General features: G+C 68.5%; 16 protein-coding genes. All 16 read right to left on the bottom strand.

What is annotated here, in order from left to right; all coding sequences use genetic code 11:
* Positions 1–35: 35 nt before the first annotated feature.
* On the bottom strand, positions 36–1,229 hold the full coding sequence (gene tuf, locus OG370_RS25420) for an elongation factor Tu (RefSeq protein WP_328468077.1): 1,194 nt from the start codon (positions 1,227–1,229) through the stop codon (positions 36–38).
* Between the two features lie 150 nt (positions 1,230–1,379).
* Positions 1,380–3,509 carry an elongation factor G gene (gene fusA / locus OG370_RS25415; protein WP_328468075.1) on the bottom strand — a complete coding sequence of 710 codons (2,130 nt, stop codon included), beginning with the start codon at positions 3,507–3,509 and terminating at the stop codon, positions 1,380–1,382.
* Positions 3,510–3,547: 38 nt separating this feature from the next.
* On the bottom strand, positions 3,548–4,018 hold the full coding sequence (gene rpsG, locus OG370_RS25410) for a 30S ribosomal protein S7 (RefSeq protein WP_073492360.1): 471 nt from the start codon (positions 4,016–4,018) through the stop codon (positions 3,548–3,550).
* Between the two features lie 2 nt (positions 4,019–4,020).
* Complete coding sequence (gene rpsL / locus OG370_RS25405) at positions 4,021–4,392, bottom strand: 30S ribosomal protein S12 (RefSeq protein ID WP_014144289.1); 372 nt, start codon at positions 4,390–4,392, stop codon at positions 4,021–4,023.
* A gap of 289 nt (positions 4,393–4,681) precedes the next feature.
* Complete coding sequence (locus tag OG370_RS25400) at positions 4,682–5,152, bottom strand: DUF1707 and DUF4190 domain-containing protein (RefSeq protein WP_328468072.1); 471 nt, start codon at positions 5,150–5,152, stop codon at positions 4,682–4,684.
* Between the two features lie 91 nt (positions 5,153–5,243).
* On the bottom strand, positions 5,244–5,876 hold the full coding sequence (locus OG370_RS25395; protein WP_328468070.1) for a TetR family transcriptional regulator: 633 nt from the start codon (positions 5,874–5,876) through the stop codon (positions 5,244–5,246).
* A gap of 11 nt (positions 5,877–5,887) precedes the next feature.
* Positions 5,888–7,432, bottom strand: a complete 1,545-nt coding sequence (locus OG370_RS25390; RefSeq protein WP_328468068.1) for an MFS transporter — start codon at positions 7,430–7,432, stop codon at positions 5,888–5,890.
* 191 nt (positions 7,433–7,623) lie between these two features.
* Positions 7,624–11,523 (bottom strand): DNA-directed RNA polymerase subunit beta', encoded by a 3,900-nt coding sequence (locus tag OG370_RS25385; protein WP_328468066.1) that lies wholly within the window; start codon positions 11,521–11,523, stop codon positions 7,624–7,626.
* A gap of 93 nt (positions 11,524–11,616) precedes the next feature.
* Positions 11,617–15,102, bottom strand: coding sequence for a DNA-directed RNA polymerase subunit beta (gene rpoB, locus OG370_RS25380; RefSeq protein ID WP_328468064.1), 3,486 nt, complete (start codon positions 15,100–15,102; stop codon positions 11,617–11,619).
* A gap of 556 nt (positions 15,103–15,658) precedes the next feature.
* Positions 15,659–16,045, bottom strand: a complete 387-nt coding sequence (gene rplL, locus OG370_RS25375; protein ID WP_328468062.1) for a 50S ribosomal protein L7/L12 — start codon at positions 16,043–16,045, stop codon at positions 15,659–15,661.
* Positions 16,046–16,172: 127 nt separating this feature from the next.
* On the bottom strand, positions 16,173–16,715 hold the full coding sequence (gene rplJ / locus OG370_RS25370) for a 50S ribosomal protein L10 (protein ID WP_328468059.1): 543 nt from the start codon (positions 16,713–16,715) through the stop codon (positions 16,173–16,175).
* Between the two features lie 429 nt (positions 16,716–17,144).
* Positions 17,145–17,306 carry a hypothetical protein gene (locus OG370_RS25365; protein WP_328468057.1) on the bottom strand — a complete coding sequence of 54 codons (162 nt, stop codon included), beginning with the start codon at positions 17,304–17,306 and terminating at the stop codon, positions 17,145–17,147.
* Positions 17,307–17,373: 67 nt separating this feature from the next.
* The gene (locus OG370_RS25360; RefSeq protein ID WP_328468055.1) at positions 17,374–18,231 is read right to left on the bottom strand and encodes a hypothetical protein; all 858 of its coding nucleotides are present in this window, start codon (positions 18,229–18,231) and stop codon (positions 17,374–17,376) included.
* A 118-nt stretch (positions 18,232–18,349) separates the two neighbouring features.
* On the bottom strand, positions 18,350–19,006 hold the full coding sequence (locus OG370_RS25355) for a hypothetical protein (protein WP_328468053.1): 657 nt from the start codon (positions 19,004–19,006) through the stop codon (positions 18,350–18,352).
* A gap of 385 nt (positions 19,007–19,391) precedes the next feature.
* Positions 19,392–20,117, bottom strand: a complete 726-nt coding sequence (gene rplA, locus OG370_RS25350) for a 50S ribosomal protein L1 (protein ID WP_202235500.1) — start codon at positions 20,115–20,117, stop codon at positions 19,392–19,394.
* Positions 20,118–20,228: 111 nt separating this feature from the next.
* On the bottom strand, positions 20,229–20,663 hold the full coding sequence (gene rplK, locus OG370_RS25345; protein ID WP_103886934.1) for a 50S ribosomal protein L11: 435 nt from the start codon (positions 20,661–20,663) through the stop codon (positions 20,229–20,231).
* Between the last annotated feature and the right edge of the window lie 24 nt (positions 20,664–20,687).

The following is a 20,687-nucleotide window of genomic DNA, read 5'->3' as shown; positions in this document are numbered from 1 at the left end:
GGCACCTCAGCTACGGCTCAACGAGCCCGCAGGACCTACTTGTTGATCTTGGTGACCTGGCCGGCGCCCACCGTACGACCACCCTCACGGATGGCGAACTTCAGGCCCTCCTCCATGGCGACCGGCTGGATCAGCGAGACCGTCATGGCGGTGTTGTCGCCCGGCATGACCATCTCGGTGCCCTCGGGGAGGGTCACCACGCCGGTCACGTCCGTGGTACGGAAGTAGAACTGCGGGCGGTAGTTGTTGAAGAACGGCGTGTGGCGGCCGCCCTCGTCCTTGGACAGGATGTACGCCTGCGCCTCGAACTCGGTGTGCGGGGTGACCGTGCCCGGCTTGATGATGACCTGGCCGCGCTCGACATCCTCGCGCTTGATGCCACGAAGCAGCAGACCGACGTTCTCACCGGCCTGGCCCTCGTCGAGCAGCTTGCGGAACATCTCGATGCCGGTGACCGTGGTGGTGGTCTTCTCGGTCTTGATGCCGATGATGTCCACGGTCTCGTTGACCTTGAGCACACCGCGCTCGATACGACCGGTGACGACGGTGCCACGACCGGTGATCGTGAAGACGTCCTCGATCGGCATCAGGAACGGCTTCTCGACGTCACGCTCGGGGGTGGGGATCGACTCGTCGACGGCCTGCATCAGGCCGAGCAGCTTCTCGCCCCACTCCTTGTCGCCCTCGAGGGCCTTGAGCGCGGAGACACGCACGACCGGCAGGTCGTCGCCCGGGAACTCGTACTCGGAGAGCAGCTCGCGCACCTCGAGCTCGACGAGCTCCAGGATCTCCTCGTCGTCCACCATGTCGGCCTTGTTCAGGGCCACCACGATGTACGGCACGCCGACCTGGCGGGCCAGCAGCACGTGCTCCTTGGTCTGCGGCATCGGGCCGTCGGTCGCGGCGACCACCAGGATCGCGCCGTCCATCTGCGCGGCACCGGTGATCATGTTCTTGATGTAGTCCGCGTGACCGGGGCAGTCGACGTGCGCGTAGTGACGCGACTCGGTCTGGTACTCGACGTGCGCGATCGAGATGGTGATACCGCGCTGGCGCTCCTCAGGAGCCTTGTCGATCTGGTCGAAGGCCGAAGCCTCGTTGAGTTCCGGGTACGCGTCGTGCAGCACCTTGGTAATCGCCGCGGTAAGCGTGGTCTTACCGTGGTCGATGTGACCGATGGTGCCGATGTTGACGTGCGGCTTAGTCCGCTCGAACTTCGCCTTCGCCACTGGGGTCCTCCTGGGAGTGGATCTGTACGCCTTGGTTCATCGGCGCCAGGTGATCTTTGCTGGAATGCCGACCCTGGGGCGTTTCCGACACATTGTGCCGGAAACACCCCGAAAGCCTGCTGTCAAGCCTAAACGAGGTACCGAGGGGTACTACTCGCCCTTGGCCTTCGCGATGATCTCCTCTGCGACGTTCCGCGGAACCTCGGCGTAGGAGTCGAACTGCATGGAGTAGCTGGCCCGGCCCGAGGTCTTGGACCGGAGGTCACCGACGTAGCCGAACATCTCCGACAGCGGAACCAGGCCCTTGACGACCCGGGCGCTGCTGCGCTCCTCCATGGCCTGGATCTGGCCACGGCGGGAGTTGAGGTCGCCGATGACGTCGCCCATGTAGTCCTCGGGGGTGGTGACCTCGACGGCCATCATCGGTTCGAGAAGCACGGGGCTCGCCTTGCGGGCACCCTCCTTGAACGCCTGCGAACCGGCGATCTTGAACGCCAGCTCGGAGGAGTCGACCTCGTGGTAGCCGCCGTCGAGCAGGGTGACGCGAACGCCCACCATCTCGTAGCCGGCCAGGATGCCGAACTTCATGGCCTCCTGCGCACCCGCGTCCACCGAGGGGATGTACTCGCGGGGGATGCGGCCACCGGTGACCTTGTTGACGAACTCGTAGGTCGCGTCGCCGCCTTCCAGCGGCTCCAGCATCATCTGCACCTTGGCGAACTGACCGGTACCACCGGTCTGCTTCTTGTGGGTGTAGTCGATGCGCTCGACCGTCTTGCGAATGGTCTCGCGGTACGCGACCTGCGGCTTGCCGACGTTGGCCTCGACCCGGAACTCGCGCCGCATCCGGTCGACCAGCACCTCGAGGTGCAGTTCGCCCATGCCGCCGATGATGGTCTGGCCGGTCTCCTCGTCCGAGTGGACCTGGAAGGAGGGGTCCTCCTCCGAGAGCCGCTGGATGGCGACACCCAGCTTCTCCTGGTCGCCCTTGGACTTGGGCTCGATCGCGACCTCGATCACCGGCGCCGGGAAGTCCATCGACTCCAGGATCACCGGGTTCTTGTCGTCGCACAGCGTCTCACCGGTGGTGGTCTGCTTCAGACCCATCACGGCGATGATGTCGCCGGCGCCCACCGACTCGATCTCCTCACGCTTGTTCGCGTGCATGCGGTAGATCTTGCCGATGCGCTCCTTCTTGCCCTTGACCGAGTTCAGCACCGCTGTACCCGACACCAGGCGGCCCGAGTAGACCCGGACGAAGGTGAGCTTGCCCAGGTGCGGGTCGCTCATGATCTTGAACGCGAGACCGGAGAACGGCTCGTCGTCCGACGGCTTGCGCTTGATGATCTCGTCGGCGTCACCGACGGCGTGGCCCTCGATGGCCTCGACGTCCAGCGGCGACGGGAGGTAGCGCACGACCGCGTCGAGCAGGGGCTGCACGCCCTTGTTCTTGAACGCGGTGCCGCAGAACACGGGGGTGACGGTGACGGAGTCCGCGCTGCCCTTGGAGGCGAGCGTGATCCGGCGGATCGCCGCCATCAGCTGCTCCTGGGTGGGCTCCTGGCCCTCCAGGTACAGCTCCATCATCTCGTCGTCGTGCTCGGCGACAGCCTCGAGCAGCTTGCCGTGCCACTCCTCGGCCGCCTCGACGTGCGTGTCCGGGATGTCGACGACGTCGTACATCTCGCCCTTGGTCGCTTCGAGCGACCAGACCAGGGCCTTCATCTGGACGAGGTCGACCACGCCCTTGAAGTCGGCCTCCGCGCCGATCGGGAGCTGCATGACCAGCGGCACCGCGCCGAGGCGGTCCACGATCATGTCGACGCAGCGGTGGAACTCCGCGCCGGTGCGGTCGAGCTTGTTGACGAAGCAGATGCGGGGCACGCCGTAACGGTCGGCCTGACGCCAGACCGTCTCGGACTGCGGCTCCACACCGGCGACACCGTCGAACACGGTCACGGCGCCGTCGAGGACGCGCAGCGAACGCTCCACCTCGACGGTGAAGTCGACGTGGCCGGGGGTGTCGATGATGTTGATGGTGTGGTCGACATCGTCGAGCGGCCAGTGACAGGTCGTCGCGGCCGACGTGATGGTGATGCCGCGCTCCTGCTCCTGCTCCATCCAGTCCATGGTGGCAGCGCCGTCGTGGACTTCACCGATCTTGTAGGAGACACCGGTGTAGAACAGAATCCGCTCGGTGGTCGTCGTCTTGCCCGCGTCGATGTGGGCCATGATCCCGATGTTGCGGACCTTGGCCAGGTCAAGCGAAGTGGTGGCCATGTGGCTCAGTCTTCTCTCGGTTTCGATGGGGGTGGTGACTACCAGCGGTAGTGCGCGAAGGCCTTGTTGGACTCGGCCATCTTGTGCGTGTCCTCGCGGCGCTTCACGGAGGCGCCGAGGCCATTGCTGGCGTCGAGGATCTCGTTCATCAGTCGCTCGGTCATGGTCTTCTCGCGACGGGCGCGGGAGTACCCGACCATCCAGCGCAGCGCCAGCGTGTTCTGGCGGCCCGGACGGACCTCGACCGGCACCTGGTAGGTCGCGCCGCCGACGCGGCGGGACTTGACCTCAAGGGTCGGCTTGATGTTCTCCAGAGCGCGCTTGAGCGTGATGACCGGGTCGGCGCCGGCCTTCTCGCGCACGCCCTCGAGAGCGCCGTACACGATGCGCTCGGCGGTGGAGCGCTTCCCGTGCAGGAGGATCTTGTTGACCAGCGAGGTCACCAGCGGGGAGCCGTAAACCGGGTCGATGATGACCGGGCGCTTCGGGGCGGGGCCCTTACGAGGCATGCTTACTTCTCCTTCTTGGCGCCGTAGCGGCTGCGGGCCTGCTTGCGGTTCTTCACGCCCTGCGTGTCGAGCGAACCGCGGATGATCTTGTAGCGAACACCCGGCAGGTCCTTCACACGGCCGCCGCGCACGAGCACGATGGAGTGCTCCTGAAGGTTGTGGCCCTCGCCCGGGATGTAGGCAGTGACCTCGATACCGCTGGTCAGACGGACACGCGCGACCTTACGGAGAGCCGAGTTCGGCTTCTTCGGGGTGGTCGTGTACACACGCGTGCAGACGCCGCGGCGCTGGGGCGAACCCTTCAGCGCGGGCGTCTTGTTCTTCTCGACCTTGTCCTGCCGGCCCTTTCGGACCAGCTGCTGGATCGTAGGCACCGTTTCTCCGGTTTCTGTGTGCCGATCTCGATAAAACTAACCTGGGGACCGACCCACGCGGTCGGGTGTGTCGCGGACCCCGCACGTATCCGAAGGAACGGAAAGTGCGTTTGGTCGGGCGCCGCGGCCTCGGTGTCCTCGTCCGGTCACATGGCACGCACAAGGACCCGGGCACACCCCAGGCACAAGATGAGAGCGTACCTACCGCATCGGCTACGGTCAAAACAAATGCACCGCACCCCTTGACCGCAGTGCGGACAGTTTCCCGTCCGGCGTCAGGAGCCCGGTGTCAGGGGCCCGGGGCGAAGGCGAGGAGGACGGCGATCACGCTGACGAGGGCGAGCAGGCCGGCCAGGACGAAGTAGCCGAGGACGAGGCCGACGGTGGCCTGCCCGTCGCCGTGCTGGCCGGTGCGGCGGATCTGGCCCCTGGCGACGTGGCCGCAGATGACCGCCGGAAGCGAGGTGGCGCCCAGGGTCAGGAAGCCGAGAATGCCGCAGACCAGCGCGGCGGTGGCCGCGCTGTTGGTGCGCGGGACCGGGGCGAAGGTGAGGGGGACGGGCGGATACGGCGGCGGCGGAGCCCGGTGCGCCGGAGCGTGGGGGATGTCCGCGGTGATGCGGTCGAGGTCGGCGTAGGTGCGTGCCTGGTACGCCCAGCCGATCCGCTCGTCGTACTCCTCGGGCCTCAGCCGGCCCTCGGTGTACGCCTCCTTGAGGATGTCCACCGCGTGCTCACGATCCGCGTCACCGGCCAGCATGCCTCCAGGATGCCCCAAAGCGGCGGTCCGCGGGAGGAATCGCGGTGCGGTTGCCCGGAAGTCGCGCTGCGGCGGGACGGCGGGCGACCGGCTACCCGTCGCCGGGAACGCCGCCCGGCTCCTCATCGGCCGCCGGCGTGGCGAGCGCGCTGAGCGCTTCCGTGACCAGGGCGACCAGTTCGTCCTTGGGGACCGAACGGATCTCCTCGAACCAGCCGAGCGAGCGGCCCAGGCTGATGCCGTACAGCGCGCAGACGGCGATCTCCGCGCGCAGCCGGGCGCGGTCCAGGTCCCGGTCGGCGAGGTCGGCGGCCAGCGGCTCGACGACGCGGCGGGCGATCCGGTCACCGGCGGCCACCCGGATCTCCGGGGAGGTGTCGGACCGGATGAGCGCCTGGAGGATCGGGCCGGGCCCGCGCTCGTCGGACCTGGTGACCAGGGTGTGGGTGATCTGCGCCAGCCCCCGGAAGTCGGCCGGCATGCGCGCGGCGGCGTCCTCGGCCACCACCGCGGCGACGTACAGCTCCGCCTTGTTGCCGAAGTAGCGGGCGATCAACGCCGCGTCCACACCGGCGCGTTCGCCGATCTCCCGGATCGTGGTGCGCTCGAAGCCCTTCTGCCCGAAGAGCTCCTGCGCGGCCCGCAGCAGGGCCTGCTTGCTGGCGGCGGCGTCCCGGGCCCGGCCCGCCCGCGGCCGCTCGGGCACCGCGTGCTCGGCACTCACCCTGGTCCTCCTCAGCGGGTGTCGGAAGTCCGGTCGTCGACGGTCATGTAGCCGGAGCCGGCGAGTTCGGCCTCCTCCTCCATCATAGGGACGACCGCCGCCGGGGCCGGGGCGCCCGACTCGACCCGGCGGCCGGTCGCCAGCCCGGGCAGCACGAAGCTGATGACGGCCGTGGCCACGCCCAGCGCGGACGCGATGATCAGGGCCATCCGGAACCCCGACACCTCCGGCAGCGCGCTCCCCGCGTGGGTGTGCGCCATCAGCACGGCCGCCGACAGCGCGCTGCCGAGCGTCAGGCCGATGCTGCGCAGCACCTGGTAGAAGCCGGTCGCGCTGCCGGTCTCGCTGGCCGGCACCGCGCGCACGATGAAGCCGGGCATCGCGGCGTAGGTGAACCCCATGCCGAAGCCGGCGATCCCGGAGACCACGAACGCCTCCCACAGGTGCGAGTGCTCCAGCGCGAAGAAGCCGGTGCCGAAGGCGAAGATCAGCGAGCCGAGCGGGATCATGCTTCGCGTGCCGAACCGCCGTTCGTACATCCCGAGGAAACGGCTGGCCACGAAGTTCGTCACCGCGTAGGGCACCAGCACCAGGCCGGAGACGACCAGCGAGGCCCCGAAGCCGTAGCCCTGGGACGCCGGGACCTGGACGAACTCCACCACGACCGGCAGCAGCAGGTACATCGCCACGCTGATCAGGAACCCGCCGGTGTCGGCGGTGAGCACCGAGCGGTTCTTGACCTGCCGCAGGTCGATCAACGGGTCGGTGGTGCGCAGCTCGTACGGTATCCACACCGCGAGCAGCACCAGGCTGCCGGCGAAGAGGCCCAGCGCGCGGGCCGACGTCCATCCCCAGCCGCCCGCCTCGCTGAGCGCCACCGAGAGCCCGACGACGACCAGGCTGATCAGGGTCGCGCCCACGGTGTCGAAGCGCCGGGTGGGCACCTCGGCGCGGCCGGGCAGCACGAAGGCGGCGAGCAGGAACGCGCAGCCGACGGTGATCGCGCCGAACCAGTACGCGCCCCGGAAGTCGAAGGTCTCCGCGATCAGCGCGGTCAGCGGGTAGCCGAGCCCGGCGCCGATCGCGGCCGTGACCGAGAGCGTGGCGATCGCCTGCCGTGACTTCTCGGGCGCGAGGTTGCGCCGGGCGACGGCCATCGCCACCGGCAGCAGGCCGAGCCCCACCCCTTGCAGGCCGCGGCCCACGATCAGCATGGCGAAGCCGTTGGAGAGCGCGGCGACCACGCAGCCGGCCACCACCGAGCCGAGCGCGGCGAGGATCACCTCGCGCTGCCGGGGCCCGTCGGAGAGCCGGCCCATCAGGGGCGTGGCGAGCGCGCCGGTCATCAGCGTGATGGTCAGCAGCCACTCCGCCGTGCTCAGCGAGACGCCGTCGGCGTGGGCGATGGTGGGGATCAGCGGGGCGCCCAGGCTGGAGACGACCGACATCAGCGAGCCGACGATCACCAGGGTCGGCCCGAGCAGGCGCAGGCGCAGCCCGCGCGGTAGGGCCCCGGGCCCGGCGGGCCCGCTTGCTATGTCTCCGCTGATCGACACGATGCCGTCGCTCTCCCGGGTCAGTTGTCACCCACTGATGTCATCAGATGATGACATCAGAGATAACGGTAACACGCATCTATCTCCGCCCCGACGGCGCCCCGGGCACACGAGAAGGGCGGTCGCCCCGGAGTCCCGGGGCGACCGCCCTTCCTTCGTACTGCGGTCCTTCAGACCGTCAGGCCCACCACTCAGCCGTTGTACGGGCCGTAGTCGTAGTCCTCCAGCGGCACCGCCTGGCCGGAGCCGGTGCCGAACGGGCTGTAGTCGATGTCGTCGTAGCCGACGGCCGAGTACATCGCGGCCTTGGCCTCCTCGGTCGGCTCCACCCGGATGTTGCGGTAGCGGGACAGACCCGTACCGGCCGGGATGAGCTTGCCGATGATGACGTTCTCCTTCAGACCCAGCAGCGAGTCCGACTTCGCGTGGATCGCCGCGTCCGTCAGCACCCGGGTCGTCTCCTGGAAGGAGGCGGCCGACAGCCAGGACTCGGTGGCCAGCGAGGCCTTGGTGATACCCATCAGCTGCGGACGACCCGAGGCCGGGTGACCGCCCTCGGAGACCACGCGACGGTTCTCGGTCTCGAACCGGCCGCGCTCGACCAGCTCGCCCGGCAGCAGCTCCGCGTCGCCGGACTCGATGATCGTCACCCGGCGCAGCATCTGCCGGATGATGATCTCGATGTGCTTGTCGTGGATCGACACGCCCTGCGAGTTGTAGACCTTCTGCACTTCCTGCACCAGGTGGATCTGGACCTGGCGCTGGCCGAGGATGCGCAGCACGTCGTGCGGGTTGGTCGCGCCGTAGGTGAGCTTCTGGCCCACCTCGACGTGATCGCCCTCGCCGACCTGGAGCTTGACGCGCTTGGAGATCGGGTAGGCGATCTCGTCGGCACCGTCGTCCGGGGTGACGATGATCTTCTTGGTCTTCTCGGTCTCCTCGACCCGGACCCGGCCGGCCGCCTCGGAGATCGGCGCGACACCCTTGGGCACGCGCGCCTCGAAGAGCTCGACCACACGCGGCAGACCCTGCGTGATGTCGTCACCGGCCACACCACCGGTGTGGAAGGTACGCATCGTCAGCTGGGTGCCGGGCTCACCGATCGACTGGGCGGCGATGATGCCGACCGCCTCGCCGATGTCCACCAGCTTGCCGGTGGCCAGCGAGCGTCCGTAGCAGTAGGCGCAGGTGCCGACGGCCGACTCGCAGGTGAGGATCGAGCGGGTCTTGACCTCCTCGACGCCGTGCCGCAGCAGCTGGTCGATGAGCACGTCGCCCAGGTCGACGTTGGCGGGGGCGATGACCTTGCCGTCCACCACGACGTCCTCGGCGAGCATCCGCGCGTACACGCTGGTCTCGACGTCTTCCGCCTTGCGCAGCGTGCCGTCCTCGGCCCGCTCGGCGATCCGCAGCTTCAGACCGCGCTCGGTGCCGCAGTCCTCCTCGCGGATGATCACGTCCTGCGAGACGTCCACCAGACGACGGGTCAGGTAACCCGAGTCGGCGGTACGCAGCGCGGTGTCGGCCAGACCCTTACGGGCACCGTGGGTGGAGATGAAGTACTCCAGCACGGACAGGCCCTCGCGGAAGGACGCCTTGATCGGACGCGGGATCGTCTCGTTCTTGGCGTTCGACACCAGGCCACGCATACCCGCGATCTGACGCATCTGCATCATGTTTCCGCGGGCACCCGAGTCGACCATCATGAAGATCGGGTTGGTCTTCGGGAAGTTGGCGTTCATCGCCGTGGCGACCTCGTTGGTCGCCTTGGTCCAGATGTTGATCAGCTCGTCCGAACGCTCCTGCTTGGTGATCAGGCCGCGCTCGTACTGCTTCTGGACCTTCTCGTCGAGCGCCTCGTAGGAGGCGATGATGCCCTTCTTCGCCTCGGGCACGACGATGTCGGTGACGGCCACGGTGACGCCCGAGCGGGTCGCCCAGTGGAAGCCGGCCGCCTTCAGGTTGTCGAGCGTCGCCGCCACGATCACCTTCGGGTACCGCTCGGCGAGGTCGTTGACGATCTCGGAGAGCTGCTTCTTGCCGACCGCGTAGTCCACGAACGGGTAGTCCTCGGGCAGCAGCTCGTTGAAGAGCGCCCGGCCCAGGGTGGTGCGCAGCCGGAAGCTGTCACCGACCTGGTACGGCTCCTCGCCCTCCACCGGCTCCGGCGGGGTCCAGCCGCGCGGCGGGACGGTGCCCACCGGGAAGCGGATGTCCACCCGCGCCTGCATCGACAGCTCACGCGCGTCGAAGGCCATGATCGCCTCGGCGGTGGCGCCGAACGCCCGGCCCTCGCCCTTGACCTCGCGCTCCTCGGAGTCCGTGGTCAGGAAGAACAGACCGAGCACCATGTCCTGGGTCGGCATGGTGACCGGGCGGCCGTCGGCGGGCTTGAGGATGTTGTTCGAGGACAGCATCAGGATGCGGGCCTCGGCCTGCGCCTCCGCGGACAGCGGAAGGTGCACGGCCATCTGGTCGCCGTCGAAGTCCGCGTTGAACGCGGTGCAGACCAGCGGGTGGATCTGGATGGCCTTGCCCTCGACGAGCTGCGGCTCGAACGCCTGGATGCCCAGCCGGTGCAGGGTCGGCGCACGGTTCAGCAGCACCGGGTGCTCGGCGATGACCTCTTCCAGCACGTCGTACACGACCGTGCGGCCGCGCTCGACCATGCGCTTGGCCGACTTGATGTTCTGCGCGTGGTTGAGGTCCACCAGGCGCTTCATCACGAACGGCTTGAAGAGCTCCAGCGCCATGGCCTTGGGCAGGCCGCACTGGTGCAGCTTGAGCTGCGGGCCGACGACGATCACCGAACGCGCGGAGTAGTCCACGCGCTTGCCGAGCAGGTTCTGGCGGAACCGGCCCTGCTTGCCCTTGAGCATGTCGGAGAGCGACTTCAGTGGGCGGTTGCCGGGACCCGTCACCGGGCGGCCGCGGCGGCCGTTGTCGAAGAGCGCGTCGACGGCCTCCTGGAGCATCCGCTTCTCGTTGTTCACGATGATCTCGGGGGCACCGAGGTCGAGCAGTCGCTTCAGGCGGTTGTTGCGGTTGATCACACGGCGGTACAGGTCGTTCAGGTCGGAGGTGGCGAACCGGCCACCGTCGAGCTGGACCATCGGACGCAGGTCCGGCGGGATCACCGGGACGCAGTCCAGCACCATGCCGCCGGGCTTGTTGGTGGTCTGCAGGAACGCGGAGACCACCTTGAGCCGCTTCAGGGCACGGGTCTTCTTCTGGCCCTTGCCGGTGCGGATGATCTCGCGGAGGCGCTCGGCCTCCTCGTCCAGGTCGAAGGACTCCAGGCGCTTCTGCAGCGCCGCGGCACCCATCGAGCCCTGGAAGTACGTGCCGAACCGGTCGCGCAGCTCGCGGTAGAGCAGCTCGTCGCCCTCCAGGTCCTGGACCTTGAGGTTCTTGAAGCGGGCCCACACCTCGTCGAGCCGGTCCAGCTCGCGCTGGGCGCGGTCGCGCAGCTGCTTCATCTCGCGCTCGGCGCCCTCACGCACCTTGCGGCGGACGTCGGCCTTGGCGCCTTCGTTCTCCAGCTCGCCGAGGTCGGCCTCCAGCTTCTTCTGCCGGGCCTCCACATCGGCGTCACGGCGCTGCTCGACCTGCTGGCGCTCCACGGAGACCTGGGCCTCCAGCGAGGGCAGGTCGCGGGTGCGGCGCTCGTCGTCCACCCAGGTGATCATGTACGCCGCGAAGTAGATGACCTTCTCCAGGTCCTTCGGGGCGAGGTCGAGCAGGTACCCCAGGCGCGAGGGCACGCCCTTGAAGTACCAGATGTGGGTGACCGGCGCGGCCAGCTCGATGTGGCCCATCCGCTCACGACGCACCTTGGCGCGGGTGACCTCGACGCCGCAGCGCTCACAGATGATGCCCTTGAAGCGGACGCGCTTGTACTTGCCGCAGTAGCACTCCCAGTCCCGGGTGGGGCCGAAGATCTTCTCGCAGAAGAGCCCGTCCTTTTCCGGCTTGAGGGTGCGGTAGTTGATGGTCTCGGGCTTCTTGACCTCGCCGTGCGACCAGGTCCGGATGTCGTCCGCGGTGGCCAGGCCGATCCGCAGCTCGTCGAAGAAGTTGACGTCGAGCACTGTGTCGTCAATCCCTCTCAGGGTTGATTCTCAAAATGGTCTGAACGGGTCGCGGGAGAGCCCGTCCGGCTGGAGGCCGGACGGGCCGGCCCGTCAGACCTCTTCGACGCTGCTCGGCTCGCGCCGGGACAGGTCGATGCCGAGCTCCTCCGCCGCACGGAACACGTCCTCGTCGGTGTCCCGCATCTCGATGGACATGCCGTCCTTGGACAGCACCTCCACGTTGAGGCAGAGCGACTGCATCTCCTTGATGAGCACCTTGAAGGACTCGGGGATGCCGGGCTCGGGGATGTTCTCGCCCTTGACGATGGCCTCGTAGACCTTCACGCGGCCGAGCACGTCGTCGGACTTGATGGTCAGCAGTTCCTGGAGTGCGTACGCGGCGCCGTAAGCCTCCAGCGCCCACACCTCCATCTCGCCGAATCGCTGCCCGCCGAACTGCGCCTTACCACCCAGCGGCTGCTGGGTGATCATCGAGTACGGACCGGTGGAGCGCGCGTGCAGCTTGTCGTCCACCAGGTGGTGCAGCTTGAGGATGTACATGTAGCCGATGGAGATCGGCTCCGGGAACGGCTCGCCGGAGCGGCCGTCGAAGAGCCGGGCCTTGCCGGAGGACTTCACCATCCGGTCGCCGTCGCGGTTGGGGACCGTGGCCTCGAAGAGACCGACGATCTCGTCCTCGCGGGCGCCGTCGAAGACCGGCGTGGCCACGTTGGTGTCGGGCTCCACCCGGCCGGCGCCGATGGCGTCGAGCCGGCTGGCCCACTCCTCGGCGATACCGGAGACGTCCCAGCCCTGCTTCGCGAGCCAGCCGAGGTGGATCTCCAGCACCTGGCCCGGGTTCATCCGGGACGGGACGCCGAGCGGGTTGAGGATGATGTCGACCGGGGTGCCGTCCTCGGTGAACGGCATGTCCTCGACCGGCAGGATCTTGGAGATGACGCCCTTGTTGCCGTGCCGGCCGGCCAGCTTGTCGCCGTCGGTGATCTTCCGCTTCTGCGCGACGTACACGCGCACCAGCTGGTTGACACCGGGCGGCAGCTCGTCGCCCTCCTCACGGTCGAAGACGCGCACGCCGATGACCTTGCCGACCTCGCCGTGCGGCACCTTCAGCGAGGTGTCGCGGACCTCGCGGGCCTTCTCGCCGAAGATCGCGCGCAGCAGCCGCTCCTCCGGGGTCAGCTCGGTCTCGCCCTTCGGGGTGACCTTGCCGACCAGGATGTCGCCGGCCACCACGTCGGCGCCGATCCGGATGATGCCGCGCTCGTCGAGGTCCGCCAGCACCTCCTCGGAGACGTTCGGGATGTCCCGGGTGATCTCCTCGGGGCCCAGCTTGGTGTCGCGGGCGTCGACCTCGTGCTCCTCGATGTGGATCGAGGAGAGCACGTCGTCCTGCACGAGGCGCTGCGACAGGATGATCGCGTCCTCGTAGTTGTGGCCTTCCCACGGCATGAACGCGACCAGCAGGTTCTTGCCGAGGGCCATCTCGCCCTCGTCCGTGGACGGGCCGTCGGCGAGCACCTGTCCGGCCACCACGCGGGCGCCCTCGTCCACGACGACCTTCTGGTTGAAGGAGGTGCCCTGGTTGGAGCGGGAGAACTTGGCGATCCGGTACGTGGTGTACGTGCCGTCGTCGTTGGTGACCGTGACGTAGTCGGCGGAGACCTCCTGGACCACACCGTCCTTCTCGGCCTTGATCACGTCGCCGGCGTCGACCGCGCAGCGGTACTCCATGCCGGTGCCGACCAGCGGCGCCTCGGCCTTGATCAGCGGCACGGCCTGGCGCATCATGTTCGCGCCCATCAGGGCGCGGTTGGCGTCGTCGTGCTCCAGGAACGGGATCATCGCGGTCGCGACCGACACCATCTGGCGCGGCGAGACGTCCATGTAGTCGACGTCGTCGCCGGGGATGTAGTCGATCTCGCCGCCACGGCGGCGGACCAGCACGCGGGACTCGGCGAACCGCAGTTCCTCGGTCAGCGGCGCGTTGGCCTGCGCGATGACGAAGCGGTCCTCCTCGTCGGCGGTCAGGTAGTCGACGTCGTCGGTGACCTGGCCGTCGACGACCTTGCGGTACGGCGTCTCGATGAAGCCGAACGCGTTGACCCGGCCGTAGGAGGCGAGCGAGCCGATCAGACCGATGTTCGGGCCTTCCGGCGTCTCGATCGGGCACATCCGGCCGTAGTGCGACGGGTGCACGTCACGGACCTCGAAGCCGGCCCGCTCACGGGACAGACCACCGGGGCCGAGCGCGTTGAGCCGGCGCTTGTGCGTCAGGCCCGACAGCGGGTTCGTCTGGTCCATGAACTGGGACAGCTGGCTGGTGCCGAAGAACTCCTTGATGGAGGCGACGACCGGCCGGATGTTGATCAGGGTCTGCGGCGTGATCGCCTCGACGTCCTGGGTGGTCATGCGCTCGCGCACGACCCGCTCCATACGGGCGAGACCCGTACGGACCTGGTTCTGGATCAGCTCGCCGACGTTGCGGATGCGGCGGTTGCCGAAGTGGTCGATGTCGTCGGTCTCGACGATGATCGACCGGCCCGACTCGCCGACCGTCTCGGTCTCACCGGCGTGCAGCTTCACCAGGTACTTGATCGTGGCGAGGATGTCGTCGGTGGTGAGCACGCCGGCGTCCAGCGGCGCGTCGCTGCCGAGCTTCTTGTTCACCTTGTAGCGACCGACCTTGGCCAGGTCGTAGCGCTTCGGGTTGAAGTAGAGGTTCTCCAGCAGGGTCTGGGCGGCCTCCTTCGTCGGCGGCTCGCCCGGGCGCAGCTTGCGGTAGATGTCCAGCAGCGCGTCGTCCTGGCCCTGGGTGTGGTCCTTCTCCAGGGTGGCGCGCATCGACTCGTACTCGCCGAACTCCTCGAGGATCTGCTCGGTGGTCCAGCCGAGCGCCTTGAGCAGGACGGTGACCGACTGCTTGCGCTTGCGGTCGATGCGGACACCGACCATGTCGCGCTTGTCGATCTCCATCTCCAGCCAGGCACCCCGGGACGGGATGATCTTGGCGGAGAAGATGTCCTTGTCGGAGGTCTTGTCGATGGAGCTGTCGAAGTAGACACCCGGCGAGCGGACCAGCTGCGAGACGACGACACGCTCGGTGCCGTTGATGCAGAAGGTGCCCTTGTTCGTCATCAGGGGGAAGTCGCCCATGAAGACGGTCTGGGACTTGATCTCGCCGGTCTCGTTGTTGGTGAACTCGGCGGTGACGAAGAGCGGGGCGCCGTAGGTGAAGTCGCGCTCCTTGCACTCGTCGAGCGAGTTCTTCGGCGGCTCGAAGCGGTGGTCACGGAACGTGAGGGACATCGACCCGGAGAAGTCCTCGATCGGGGAGATCTCCTCGAAGATCTCCTCCAGACCGGACTTCCTGGGGACGTCCTGCCCACTGTCCAGGGCCGCCTCGACACGGGCCTTCCACGCGGCGTTGCCGAGCAGCCAGTCAAAGCTCTCGGTCTGGAGCGCGAGGAGGTTCGGAACTTCGAGCGGTTCACGGATCTTCGCGAAAGAGATGCGCAGCGGGGCGGTGCTTGCGCCGTTGTTCGAATTGGTGGTCGAGGCGTTGCGCGAGGCGGCCAAGAGGGGGTCCTTCCGAGGGCTCGGACTCACTACGCGCGTACCGGACCGAACCCGAGCGGAAGAGAAAAGCCCTGATGACAGGCTTCCTCACGAGTGCTCGGACACGGGCATACCCCTGGTGACGGGCCAGGCAGCAGCTAACAGGCAGCGCAAAGGGTCAGTGTAGCCACTTGGCCCACTGATGTCCAGGCTGAGATTCGGAGTACCGAATCGTCGCCCCCTCCGCCTGTCTCATCGTCCGCGTCGCCCGGCCCTCGGAGCCCGGGTGCCGCTTCCGTCATCCTGTCCTGCCTGCTGCGCGCCCGGCCGGAACCGGTCACTCAACCACCATCGCATCCATTCCCGGTTCGCCGACGATCCATGCATCCGGCTCGCCAGGAAGTGTGCGGCGGATGTGTGCGGGATCGGGTGACCGCGTGTGGCAGCGCGTCCTGAGAATTGCGCGCTGCGTGCCATCCGTCAAGGCCCAAGCCTCGCGGGGATCGAAAACGACCGAGGGCGGCCACCCGATCGGGTGGCCGCCCTACGGCGGGTGGAGCAGAAGCGCGGTGAGGTGTTACTTGACCTCGACCGAGGCGCCGGCGCCCGCGAGGGCTTCCTTGCCCTTCTCCGCGGCTTCCTTGGTGACCTTCTCCAGGACGGGCTTCGGGGCGCCGTCCACGAGGTCCTTGGCCTCCTTCAGGCCGAGCGAGGTCAGCTCGCGCACGACCTTGATGACCTGGATCTTCTTGTCACCGGCGGCGGTGAGGATGACGTCGAACTCGTCCTTCTCCTCCGGCGCGTCGGCGACGGCGGCGGCAGCGCCACCACCAGCGGCGACCGCGACCGGGGCGGCGGCGGTGACGTCGAACTTCTCCTCGAACGCCTTCACGAACTCGGAGAGCTCGATGAGAGTGAGGCCCTCGAACTGGGCGAGCAGTTCGTCCTGGGTGAGCTTCGCCATGATGGCGTCCTTCCATTCATTCGGCTGGTGCCGTGGTGTACATGTCGGCGGGCATACATCGGGCCCGCGGCGACCGCTCCCGCTCCGTACGGATACGGGTCAGGCGGCGGTCATTGTGCGAGCCGAGTTACTCGGCACCGCCCTGCTCTGCCTCGGCCTCGGCCTTCTTGGCCCGAAGCGCCTCCGCGGTGCGGACGAACTTCGACGGGAGCGCCTGGAAGAGCGCGGCAGCCTGGGACTGCTTGGCCTTCATGGCGCCCGCCAGCTTGGCGAGCAGAACCTCGCGGGACTCGAGGTCCGCAAGCTTCTTGATCTCGTCGGCGGACAGCGCCTTACCGTCAAGGACACCGCCCTTGATGACGAGAGCGGGGTTGTCCTTGGCGAAGTCGCGCAGACCCTTCGCCGCCTCGACCGGGTCACCGGTCACGAAGGCGACGGCCGACGGACCTGCGAACAGGTCGTCGAGCGTGTTGATCCCGGCCTCGTTGGCCGCGATCTTGGTCAGCGTGTTCTTCACCACGGCGTACGTGGCGTTCTCACCGAGCGAACGGCGCAGCGTCTTGAGCTGCGCCACGGTGAGACCGCGGTACTCGGTCAGCACTGCGGCGTTCGAGGAGCGGAACTGATCCGTCAACTCGGCAACCGCGGCAGCCTTGTCGGGCCTCGCCATGAGTCTCGGCCTCCTTCCGGGTGATTGCGGACCGCCCGGTTGACGAAGGGGACGTGACTGGCGCGAAAAAGCAAACGCCCCGAGCGCGGGCGCACGGGGCGGAACTCGACGGGAGCGCTTGCACACTCACGGAGATCTTCTTCCGGTCACCTACGCGGGCCGTCCGCACCGAGCGGAATCCTTCGGCCGCCCCACCCGTTCCCGGGCACGGCGACAACCTGCGGTCTTTGGCTTCGTCCTGAGAGTACGGGAGCGGGACGCCCCGGAGCAAATCGCCTCCGGCCGGGCGGGACGAAACGGGGTGGGGCGCCGTCCGGGCCGCGGCCGGCCGCCGTTCGCCTTGGCCACGGCCCCACCGATGCTGACGTAGAAGACACCGGCCGCCGACCGGGTCTCCACGCTGCCGCCGTCGCCGAGGCGGGTCCTGTTTCAGCGCGCCACGGCGGAGGCGGGGACCGTGGCGGAAGCGGCGGCGGGCTTCGCCGTGCGGCTGCCCGCGGGCGCGTGGCGCGGTGAACCCCCGTAGGCGGCCAGGGCGGGCAGGGCCGGGGTGACCGCGGTGGTGCGGCCGACGGTACGAACGGTTCTCATGGTCCCCCTGGGGCCTTGGATTCGGTAGCGCTGGGCAACTGCGAGGTCGGGCGGTGGGGCTGCGGTTTCAGGACGACGGTTTCAGCGCCTGCTGCCGCTGGGCCTGGACGGTGTCGGTGATGTCGGTGACGTCCCATCCGGGCGGAGCGGTGATGGCCTTGGCGCCGCCGAACCGCTTGTAGTCCATGGTCACCGTCGTCAGGTTGCGGTCCTGCCGAGAGCGGACCAGGGTTCCGTCGCCCGTGAGCCACGCGTCGACCAGCGTGGGCTCGACCAGGCCCTTCTTCCTGTCGGCGGAGGACGCCGGGACGTGCCCCTGGTAGTCGGTGGTGCTCTTGCCGTCCACCGTCGCTGTCCCGACCTGCCGCAGGTCGGCGGTGGCCGCGAGTTGACGCAGGAGGCTGGCGGGGTCTCCGTCCGCCGAGGCGGCGGTTTTCGCGCCGTCCGCGCCCAGGTACGCCGACATGTCGATCCTCACCCAGTGCCTCCCCCGGAGGGCGACGCGGAAGTAGCTGGAACTGCCGATCTGGCGCTGCTCGATGGTCTTGGCGTGGCTGAGGTTCTGCATACCGACCGCGGCCGGAGAGACCCTGACGTCGCCGTACACCTCGCCGTTCCCCCATGTGTAGGTGCCCGACTCGGTGGAGCGTTTGCCGAAGAAGTCGGCGTCGGTGGTGAAGTCGGCGGACTTCTTCGCCTCGACCAGGTTCGCCGCGGCGAGCAGTGCGCGCCTCGCCGCACTGTCGCCGCCGGCGGCCGATGTGGCTGCCGTGCCCGTGGCCGTCGCGGTGGTTGTCGGCGACGTCGTCGTAGGCGTCGGCCGCCCAGAGCGCGATGTCGCGTGCGCGGAGTGGGGGCCGCAGCCCGACGTGCCGAGCAGTGCCGCCACGGCGAGAGCGCAGCCGACGGCAACGGGGGTTCGCATGGGTTTCCTCAATTCGTGAGAGCGCTGGGAGGACGGGCGTCGGTCCGGACGGAGTCGAGTCAAAGCCGAGCCGAGGCCGACCCGCGGATTGGCGGATCCGGGTCAGGACAGGGCCGGGTCAGGCGGAGTCCGGGTGGGTGGGCCCGAAACTCGCGGAGGTGTCCGCGGTCTGCGCGGCAGGAGGCACGGCGACGGCGTGGACGCCACCGAAGCTCTGGAACTCGGTGGTGGTGAACTCACCCTCGAAGTTGCGGACCAGCATCACCGGAAGCCCGTCGTCACCCACGTACAGGTCGAACCCCGCGGTGGCGGGCACGCCCCGCTTCCGGAGCGTGGGGTCGGTGGTGAAGGTGCCCCGGTAGTGGGTCGTCTGCTTGCCGAGCATCGTCTCGCGCCCGACCCGGGTGACGCCGTCGGAGGCGGCCGGCGTGCGCAGGAAGTCGACCGGGCTCTGTGTGCCCGTCCGGTCCAGCGTGTCGGCCGCGTCTCCCCCGAGCGCCGTGGCACCCGCGTAGCGCAGCCAGCTCTTGCCCTTGAACGGCCCGCTGGAGGCCGGATCGACCCGGACGTACTCCGCGCCGCCGACCAGGCGGACCTCGGCCCGGGCCGCGTGGTTGAGCTTCGCCAGGCCGATCTTGGCCGGGGGCACCGTGAGGTCCATGCCCCCGCCCGCGCTCCCCCACGACTGGGTGCCGGTCATGATGACCGTGCCGCTGGCGTGCTCCTGGGTCGAGACGATCAGCGCGGAGCGATCTGCGTCGACCCGCTTCACCATCAGCATGACGGTCTGGCCGGCCGCATTCTGCGGCGCCGCGGGCTTCGGCGTCGCCGTTGCTGTCGCCGTTGCCCGCGCCGGGGGTTTCGCTTCGGGGTTCGCCGTCCCCGCGTGTCCCCCCGGGCCGGCCGCCGCACCAGCGTGGTGCGGGCTGCCGCATCCGGCCGTGGCGAGCAGTGCCGCCACCGCAAGAACGCAGCAGGCAGCCGCAGTTGATCGCATCGTGTGGTCCCCACCCCTGGTTGCCTCCTCGCCCGCGACCTCGCGTCACGGACGGCGCCCCACTGTAAACGGCGAGCGCCCCGCTCCGCCCGGGGAATCCGGGGGAACGGGGCGCCGCGGTGCTACTGCCGGATCATCCGGCCACCGCACTGCCCGGTTGCCGTCAGACGGCGGCCGGGTCCTCCTCGGTGAGGAGGTTGCGGGTGCGGTTCGAGTCGAGCGGGATGCCCGGGCCCATCGTGGTGGAGACGGCCGCCTTCTTGATGTAACGACCCTTGGCCGCGGACGGCTTGAGGCGCAGGACCTCGTCCAGCGCCGCCGCGTAGTTCTCCACCAGCTTGGTCTCGTCGAACGAGACCTTGCCGATGATGAAGTGCAGGTTCGAGTGCTTGTCGACGCGGAACTCGATCTTGCCGCCCTTGATGTCCGTGACCGCCTTCGCCACGTCCGGGGTGACCGTACCGGTCTTCGGGTTCGGCATCAGACCACGCGGGCCGAGCACGCGGCCCAGCCGGCCGACCTTGCCCATCAGGTCCGGGGTGGCGACGACGGCGTCGAAGTCGAGCCGGCCCTTCGACACCTCGTCGATCAGTTCGTCGGAGCCGACGATGTCGGCTCCCGCGGCTTCCGCGGCCGCAGCACGGTCACCGGTCGCGAAGACCAGGACCCGGGCGGTCTTGCCGGTGCCGTGCGGAAGGTTCACGGTGCCACGGACCATCTGGTCGGCCTTGCGCGGGTCCACACCCAGGCGGAAGGCGACCTCGACGGTCGAGTCGAACTTGGTGGTCGCGGTCTCCTTGGCGAGACGGACGGCCTCCAGGGGCGCGTACACGCGCTCCCGGTCGATCCTGGCGTCCGCAGCGCGGAGAGACTTGCTGCGCTTGCTCACTTGCTGCTCCTACGTTGTCTTGGAGTCGTGGTCCGAGCCGAGCAGGCCCTGCCACTCACTGCCGGGGGGTGCTCCGGGCCGCCGCGTCGGCGGGTACCCGTGAGCGAGGCGTCAGCCCTGGACGGTGATGCCCATGGAACGAGCCGTACCCGCGATGATCTTCTCCGCGGCGTCCAGGTCGTTCGCGTTCAGGTCGGGGAGCTTGGTGGTGGCGATCTCCCGCACCTGCTCACGGCTGAGCGAGGCGACCTTCTTGACGTGCGGCTCGCCGGAGCCCTTCTCCACGCCCGCGGCCTTGAGGATGAGCTTCGCGGCCGGCGGGGTCTTGGTGATGAACGTGAAGGTACGGTCCTCGTAGACCGTGATCTCCACCGGGATCACCATGCCGCGCTGCGACTCGGTGGCCGCGTTGTAGGCCTTGCAGAACTCCATGATGTTCACGCCGTGCTGGCCCAGCGCGGGGCCGACCGGCGGCGCCGGGTTGGCCGCACCGGCGTTGATCTGGAGCTTGATCAGCCCCGTGACCTTCTTCTTCTTGGGAGGCATTGCTCTCTCCGGGTCTTGTTGAGA

This window comes from Streptomyces sp. NBC_00448, assembly GCF_036014115.1.
Lineage (GTDB): Bacteria > Actinomycetota > Actinomycetes > Streptomycetales > Streptomycetaceae > Actinacidiphila.
The sequence above is the reverse complement of the archived record's forward strand: the minus strand, read 5'-3'. Positions and strand labels throughout refer to the sequence as shown.